Below are 6,617 nucleotides of genomic sequence, written 5' to 3' on the forward strand. Positions count from 1 at the left end.
TCCGCATCGCACCGCTCGTGGCACACCCGACGGAGGGCGATCTTGACTAACTGCTGCCCGCTTGCAGCAAGCGCGCCGGACCAGCAGGCTGCGATGCGCATCTCGGCATGGCCGCCCGTCGGGGCAGCAGATCGTGTGAGGTGCGCATGAGTACGGCGATGCAGGTTCGGCTGCGGCACTGGCCCGGCATGAAGGTCTCCTGGCTCGGCGCGGGTGCGGTCGTCCATTCCGGCGACGAGCCCAGCCCGGGCGCGGCGGCGCTGGTCGTCTCGCCGCACGGCTCCACCGAGTGCGCGGTGGTCATCAGCTCGCACACCGTCAAGCTCCAGCCCGCGATGGTCGAGGAGTTGGCCGAGGTCCTGGCCAACGGGCTCCCGCGAGGGTTCACCGCGATGCGGTTCGTCGCCTGGGACGGCGCCTGCGCCACCAATGAGCGACCGGCCGCGGCGCACATGATCGCGATGCGGCTCGGCATCGACGTCATTGCCGCCGCCGGGCCGTTGCTGGGTGTACCGGGTGGGTCGCTGTTCGCGCCGATCGGGCGTGGCGAGCACCGTCCCGGCGGGTTCTGGCGGTTCCGGGCCGGCGCGCAGCCGCAGCGGGTCGGCTGGCGTTTCCCGGCGCCGCACTGGGAGCAGGACCTCGGCGAGGTGCCCGAGCTGCCCGGTGACCTGGTCCTGGACCAGATCCCCGCCGGCCTGTGGCTGCACCGCCGCCGCGTCGGCAGCGTCACCGACCTGGCGTATTCGGTGCCGACGGACCACGCCAACCCGGCGATGATCCTCTCGCACCCGAATGAGGAGCCGCTGCACCGCGACGAGCTGGTGCGGGCGATCTCGGTCATCCCCGCGCTCGCCGCCGACCGGTGCGTCTTCACGCCGTACGGTCAGCGCCCCCTCCTCGACGGGCCCGTCGGACCGGTCGTCGCCGACGTGCTCGGCCGCGCCGTGCACGTGCGCACCGGCCTGCCGCTGTGCGCGCCCGCCGGGCAGCGGGCCGTCGTCACCATCGACCAGAAGGGTCTGCCGCGCTGGCGGACGTTCGCCCGCGAGTTGTGGCACGCGCCGCGCAGCGGCGCGCCCCGGCCGGTCGACTGGGTCAACCCGTGCCCCGACGTGCTCGACACACCGGCGGGTGCGGCCACGTTCACGCTCGGCAGCGGCTGGGTCCTCGAGGTCGTCCAGGCCGGGCTGTGGATCCGCCCGGAGCACCTGACCGACTCCGCCGACTGGATCCGGGGGCTGCCGGTCGACGTCAACCGCTGCGCGATCATCATCGGCGCCCCGAACGCGCCTGAGCTGCCGCCGCCCGGGCACGCCATGGCCGACGTGCTGGAGAAGCTTCCGGTCGACGCCCGCAAGCGCGCCTACCTGGCTGTGCCCCGCGGTGCCGCGCCCAACGTGTTCATCCTCGCGACCGCTCTGCGCGACTCGCTGCCGGAGCCCGGTGAGGTCGAGCTCGTCGGACCGTCGGCGACCCCGCCGGCGGCGGCGCTGCCCTCGTTCCCGCCGTCGACGACCGGGTCGTTCCCGGCGGTCGGCTCGACGGGCTCGTTCCCCTCGGTGGGCTCGACGGGTTCGTTCCCCTCCGTGGGGTCGACCGGGTCGTTCCCGGCGGCGCCCGCCGCGCAGCACCGTCCCGACGGGCCGTTCCTGGTCAACGGGCGGCCGGCGAACGGGCACCCGTCCGGCGCGCACCCGACGGTGTCCCGCCCGGCGACGTATGGCGCGTTCGACCACGAGGGCCCGCAGGACCCGTACCGCAACGGCTACGAGGGACAGCGCACCGCGTCGTTCGAGCCGCTGACCAACGACCGCCGCAACGGCAGCGAGCACCGCAACGGGGGCGAGCCCCGCACGGGTGGCTTCGAGCCGGTCAGCGGGTCGTTCCCGCCGGTGGAGCCGCGGACCACCTCGTTCGCCGTCCCGCGCAACGGCGCCGACCCGCGTAACGGCGCCGACCCGCGCAACGGCCACGACGCCCGGAACGGCCACGACGCCCGCAACGGGCACGAGGGCCGCAACGGGCACGAGGGCCGCAACGGGCACGAGGGCCGCAACGGCGCCGACCCGCGGACCGGGGCGTTCGCGCCGCTGAGCCCGAACGGCACCAACGGCCACCACGCCCCCGGCTTCGGCCCGCAGCAGCCAGGTCCGCAGCACCCGGCGCCGCCGCAGCCAGGCCTGCAGCACCCGGCGCCGCAGCACCCGGGTGCGCTGCACACCGGACCGCAGCAGCCGGGCCAGTACGGCCGCCCGGTCGACAGCGGCCGCCCCGGGTTCCCCAACGGCCGCGCGGAGGCCACCACGGCGTTCCCGGCCGTCGCGCCCGACGCCTACCGTGGCGCCCCGGAGCCGCCCCGCAACGGCTCGCACCCCGAGCTGAACGTGGCGCCGCCGCGGACGTACCACCGGGAGCAGCAGCCGGCGTACGACCAGCAGGCCTACGACGGGTACCGGTTCGACGCCCCGAACTACGACGAGCACCACTTCGACCTGCCGACGCCGCCCGGGCAGCGGGCTCCGGTGCAGCGGATGCCCGCGCACGACGAGGCCGAGGAGCAGACCGGCGGCATCGAGGACACGTCGTCGATCCGGACCGGCCGGGAGATCCGCTCGCACGGCAAGAAGGCCAAGGGGCCCCGCGCCGACGACAAGACCAGCACGCAGGAGCTCGACCGGCTCCTCGGGTTCTTCGACGAGATCCGCCGCGCGAAGGCGTGGGACGAGGACTCGCCGGGCTCGGTGAGCGAGGAGGCCGCGGCGCGGCGCGCGGCCGCCGGCCAGCCGCCGGCCGGCCCGAGGCGCGCCAGGTAGATCAGGCACGAACACACACGGCAACGGCCCGGTCTCGAATGGGAGACCGGGCCGTCGTGGTTTCGCCGCGCGGCCGGGGGCCGACTACGATCGCACGGTGCTCGACATCATGCTGCCCCACTACGGCGACGTGGAGCTGCTGAAGCTCGCCGTCAACAGCGTCATCGCACAGACCGACGACCGGTGGCAGCTGACGGTCCTGGACGACAGCACGGCCGAGGGCGTTCCCGAGTGGTTCGCGGCGCTGGGGCACCCGCGGGTGCGGTACCGGCGCAATCCGGAGAACCTCGGGGTCACCGGCAACTTCCAGCAGTGCGTCGACCTCGCGACGGAGCCGTTCATGGTCATCATGGGCTGCGACGACGTGATGCTGCCCAACTATGTGGCCACGGTGCACGGGCTCGTCGACGCGCACCCGGAGGCGGTGCTGATCCAACCCGGCGTCGAGGTGATCGACGCGCGGGGCGAGGTGGTGCGGACGCTCGCGGATTCGACGAAGCGGCGGGTGTACGCGCCGAAGATCGACGGCACGGTGGTCATGGCGGGCGAGGAGCTGGCGGTGAGCCTGCTGCGCGGCAACTGGCTCTACTTCCCGTCGCTGTGCTGGCGCACCTCGGAGATCAAGGCCGTCGGGTTCGACCCGTCGCTGAAGGTGATCCAGGATCTGGCGCTGATCCTGGAGCTGGTGACCCGGGGCGGCACGCTCGTCGCGACGGACGAGCTGGCGTTCCGGTACCGGCGGCACGGCTCGAGCCTGTCGTCGTCGTCCGCGGTGACGGGCGGCCGGTTCAGCGAGGCCCGCGACTTCTTCCTGGCCGCGGCGGCGCGGATGGACGCGCACGGCTGGCGGCGCGCGGGGCGGGCCGCCCGGTGGCACCTGTCCTCACGCATCCACGCGCTGACGATGCTGCCGGCGGCCGCCAAGCAGCGCAGCGGCAGCAGCGTCGGGGTGTTGACGAAGTACGCGCTGGGCCGCTGACGACGGCCGCGGGCGCTCAGGCCGTGGCCCGGCGCCGGGGAGCGGAGAGGGTGGGAGTCGAACCCACACGGGCGTGAACCCAACGCCGTTTTCGAGACGGGTGCCGGCACCAATCGGCTGGCCTCTCCAACCCGGGACGGACCCCGGTACAAGCGCACCCTTGGAAGGACTCGAACCTCCGGCCTCTTCGTTCGTAGCGAAGCGCTCTGCATCCACTGAGCTACAAGGGCATGGTCGTGCGCGGAAAGTGAGGGGATCGAACCCCCGCGGGGTCGTCCCCCGTCGACGGCTTAGCAAGCCGCAGCCTTACCTCTCGGCCAACTTTCCAAGTACCCGGAAGAGGATTCGAACCTCCAACCTCCTGACCCTGAATCAGGCGCCTCTGCCGTTGGGCTACCCGGGCACGGGGTGGTGCGGTGGTGCGTGGACCCGACCGGACTCGAACCGGTCGCCTCCGCTGTGCAAGAGCGGCGCTCTTCCTGATGAGCTACGAGCCCGTGCGGACCTCGGTGGGCCCTTGCGGGCCCGGCGGGGAGGTAGCAGGCCCCGCCGGGCCCGGGTCAGCGCTGGGCGAGCGCGGCCCACGTCGGGACCGACGGCTGGGCGCGCAGCACCATGCCCGCTTCGGCGGGGGTGCGGTCGCCCTTGCGCTGGTTGCAGGCCATGCAGGCCGCAACGGTGTTCTTCCAGGTGTTCCGCCCGCCCCGGGACCGGGGCAGGATGTGGTCGATGGTGGTGGCGTCCTTGCCGCAGTAGCCGCAGCGGCGGCCGTCGCGGGCGTGGACGCCGGCGCGGGACCACGCGGGCCCGCCGCCGAAGCGCCAGCGGGTGACGACGTAGGACACGAGCCGGACGACCTTCGGCATCGGGTAGATGCCGATGAGCCGGTCCGGCTCGGACTCGTGCACGACGGCCACCTCACGCAGCAGCATGCGCACCGCGTGGCGGAGGGTGACCCGGTGCAGGGGTCCGAGGTCGGCGTTGAGAACGAGAACCGCGGTCACCGGGCCTCCCTTCGCTTGTGACTTCCCAACTGGTACCAAACGATCTTGCGTGCCGTGAGCGGGATTCGAACCCGCACTGCTCCCGTCTTGAGCGGGACGCCTCTGCCGATTGGGCTACCGCGGCATTGTGAACACACCAATGGAATTGTCAAAGAACAATGCTGCACGGGCGGCAGGAATCGAACCCGCAACCGTCGGTGTTGGAGACCGGTGCTCTACCTGATTGAGCTACACCCGTAGGAAGGTACAAAAAAGCCGCCCATTGCTGTGGGCGGCGGGAGAGGTGGGGTGAACCCTAGCCTCGCCACCGTCCGGACAGCTCCGAACTGGCCAGCAGGTCGCTGAGCAGCATGTTTCGCCAGCTACGGGACGCCGACGATCGACCGCCACGGGCGGACGCCGTCAGTCGTAGCTCGATGCGTGCGGCCATTTCGCGGTCTCCCTTCAGGTCCCGGTGGATCTTGGTGTTCCTCGTTGACGTATTCAAAGATACGACCCCGGCGCCGCCTCGGCAACCATTTAAATCTCGGCGGCGCCGGGAATCGTCGCTCAGGCGGCCGTGTAGTGCGCCAGGTACAGGTTCATCTCGTCGGTGGACTCGTCGCCCTCGTTGACGCTGAACCACAGCGAGTTCTCCAGCCAGAACCGGTGGATGAACTGCTCGAAGCCGTCGGCGGCGTGGACCATGTTGGCGATGAGGGTGTCGGGGTCGACCTCCTCGAGCCCGACGATCTCCAGCAGCCACGGCGAGGCGATGACGAACGGTTCGACGCCGGGGCGCAGGTACAGGTACCAGATGACGGCGTCCTGCTGGTCGCGCAGGAACCGCACGAGCTGCGCCTCGGGCTCGACCGGGCTCGGCACGGGCCGGGGCGCCAGGTCGAAGTCGCAGCCGGTGCAGGACGGGATGGCGTCCATCAGGACCTGACTGCTCATGAAGCGTTTGAACGCGGGTGGCAGCTCGACGTGCGCGGCGAGCGCACCGACGTCCATGGCGCGCAGCGGGTCGTGCGGCGCGTCCGGGACCAGCCAGGCGAACGTGCCGTCGAAGCGTGACTCGTCCACTACCGGCAGGCTCTCGGTGGGGTACAGCTCGTAGGTCCCCATGCTCGCCCGGGCGCTGCCCAGGTCCGTGCCCCACCAACCGCGTGGAAAGTCGATCGTCATGTGTCGCACGGTACGACGCCGCCTGGTGTTCTTCCGTCGCATTTCGGACCGAGACGAGCGCGTTTCAGGTCACGCTGCATGTGCATGTGGGGTCAGCCGTTGGCGGCCGGTTCCAGCGCCGGCTGGGCGGCCGGGATCTGCGGCAGCACGCCGAGGTAGCTGAGCTTGTCGACGATCGCCTCGGCGGTGAAGGGTTTGATGACGTACTCGTGGGCGCCGGCGGCGAGCGCACGCACGATCTGCCCGTGTTCGCTCTCGGTGGTGACCATCATGAGGGTCATCTGCCGGAGGTGTTTCTGCTTGCGGACCGCCATCACGAACTCGAGGCCGTTCATCTCCGGCATGTTCCAGTCGATCAGGGCGAGCCCGGGTTGCAGGTCGTGGTCCCAGATCTGGTCGAGGGCGTCCTTGCCGTTCGTGGCCTCACGGACCTCGAAGCCGAGCGGCAGCAGGATCCGTTTGAGGATGCCCCGCATGGCACGCGAGTCGTCGATGACCATGGCGAGCTTCGTGTCCATTCAGACTCCGGCAGGTTGGTAGGTGGTTTCGTAGGGGTCGATGCTGTTGTCGATCTTGGTGTGGAAGAGGGGGTCGGCGGCGAGGATGGCGCGGCGCACGTCGAGCAGTTCGGTGACGCGTTGCTGGATGACG

The 6,617-nt window shown here is 71.3% G+C and carries 5 protein-coding genes and 7 tRNA genes; 2 read left to right on the top strand and 10 right to left on the bottom strand.

What is annotated here, in order from left to right:
- Positions 1-158: 158 nt before the first annotated feature.
- A complete protein-coding gene (locus OP18_RS24175) occupies positions 159-2,816 on the top strand; it encodes a hypothetical protein (protein WP_033361246.1) in 2,658 nt (885 codons plus the stop codon).
- A 97-nt stretch (positions 2,817-2,913) separates the two neighbouring features.
- Positions 2,914-3,795 (top strand): glycosyltransferase family 2 protein, encoded by an 882-nt coding sequence (locus OP18_RS24180; protein ID WP_211273651.1) that lies wholly within the window; start codon positions 2,914-2,916, stop codon positions 3,793-3,795.
- A 42-nt stretch (positions 3,796-3,837) separates the two neighbouring features.
- On the opposite strand, the gene OP18_RS57485 is transcribed toward OP18_RS24180, so the two are convergent.
- The 10 genes from OP18_RS57485 to OP18_RS24225 form a co-directional block, all read right to left on the bottom strand.
- Positions 3,838-3,923: transfer RNA gene (locus OP18_RS57485), tRNA-Ser, on the bottom strand.
- A gap of 27 nt (positions 3,924-3,950) precedes the next feature.
- Positions 3,951-4,025, bottom strand: a tRNA-Arg gene (locus OP18_RS24185).
- 11 nt (positions 4,026-4,036) lie between these two features.
- Positions 4,037-4,122 (bottom strand) — tRNA-Ser (locus OP18_RS24190).
- A gap of 3 nt (positions 4,123-4,125) precedes the next feature.
- A tRNA-Leu gene (locus OP18_RS24195) sits at positions 4,126-4,198 on the bottom strand.
- A gap of 21 nt (positions 4,199-4,219) precedes the next feature.
- Positions 4,220-4,292 (bottom strand) — tRNA-Ala (locus tag OP18_RS24200).
- 63 nt (positions 4,293-4,355) lie between these two features.
- A complete protein-coding gene (locus OP18_RS24205) occupies positions 4,356-4,799 on the bottom strand; it encodes an HNH endonuclease (RefSeq protein WP_033361247.1) in 444 nt (147 codons plus the stop codon).
- 50 nt (positions 4,800-4,849) lie between these two features.
- Positions 4,850-4,923, bottom strand: a tRNA-Leu gene (locus OP18_RS24210).
- A gap of 40 nt (positions 4,924-4,963) precedes the next feature.
- Positions 4,964-5,037, bottom strand: a tRNA-Trp gene (locus OP18_RS24215).
- 311 nt (positions 5,038-5,348) lie between these two features.
- Positions 5,349-5,966 (bottom strand): hypothetical protein, encoded by a 618-nt coding sequence (locus tag OP18_RS24220; RefSeq protein WP_033361248.1) that lies wholly within the window; start codon positions 5,964-5,966, stop codon positions 5,349-5,351.
- A gap of 92 nt (positions 5,967-6,058) precedes the next feature.
- On the bottom strand, positions 6,059-6,484 hold the full coding sequence (locus tag OP18_RS24225; RefSeq protein ID WP_033361249.1) for a response regulator: 426 nt from the start codon (positions 6,482-6,484) through the stop codon (positions 6,059-6,061).
- Between the last annotated feature and the right edge of the window lie 133 nt (positions 6,485-6,617).

This window comes from Dactylosporangium aurantiacum (assembly GCF_000716715.1).
GTDB classification, from domain to species: domain Bacteria; phylum Actinomycetota; class Actinomycetes; order Mycobacteriales; family Micromonosporaceae; genus Dactylosporangium; species Dactylosporangium aurantiacum.

Coding starts and splice junctions, on each gene's coding strand:
- OP18_RS24225 (WP_033361249.1), bottom strand. CDS start 6,484: ATGGACACGAAGCTCGCCATGGTCATCGACGACTCGCGTGCCATGCGG.
- OP18_RS24220 (WP_033361248.1), bottom strand. CDS start 5,966: ATGACGATCGACTTTCCACGCGGTTGGTGGGGCACGGACCTGGGCAGC.
- OP18_RS24175 (WP_033361246.1), top strand. CDS start 159: ATGCAGGTTCGGCTGCGGCACTGGCCCGGCATGAAGGTCTCCTGGCTC.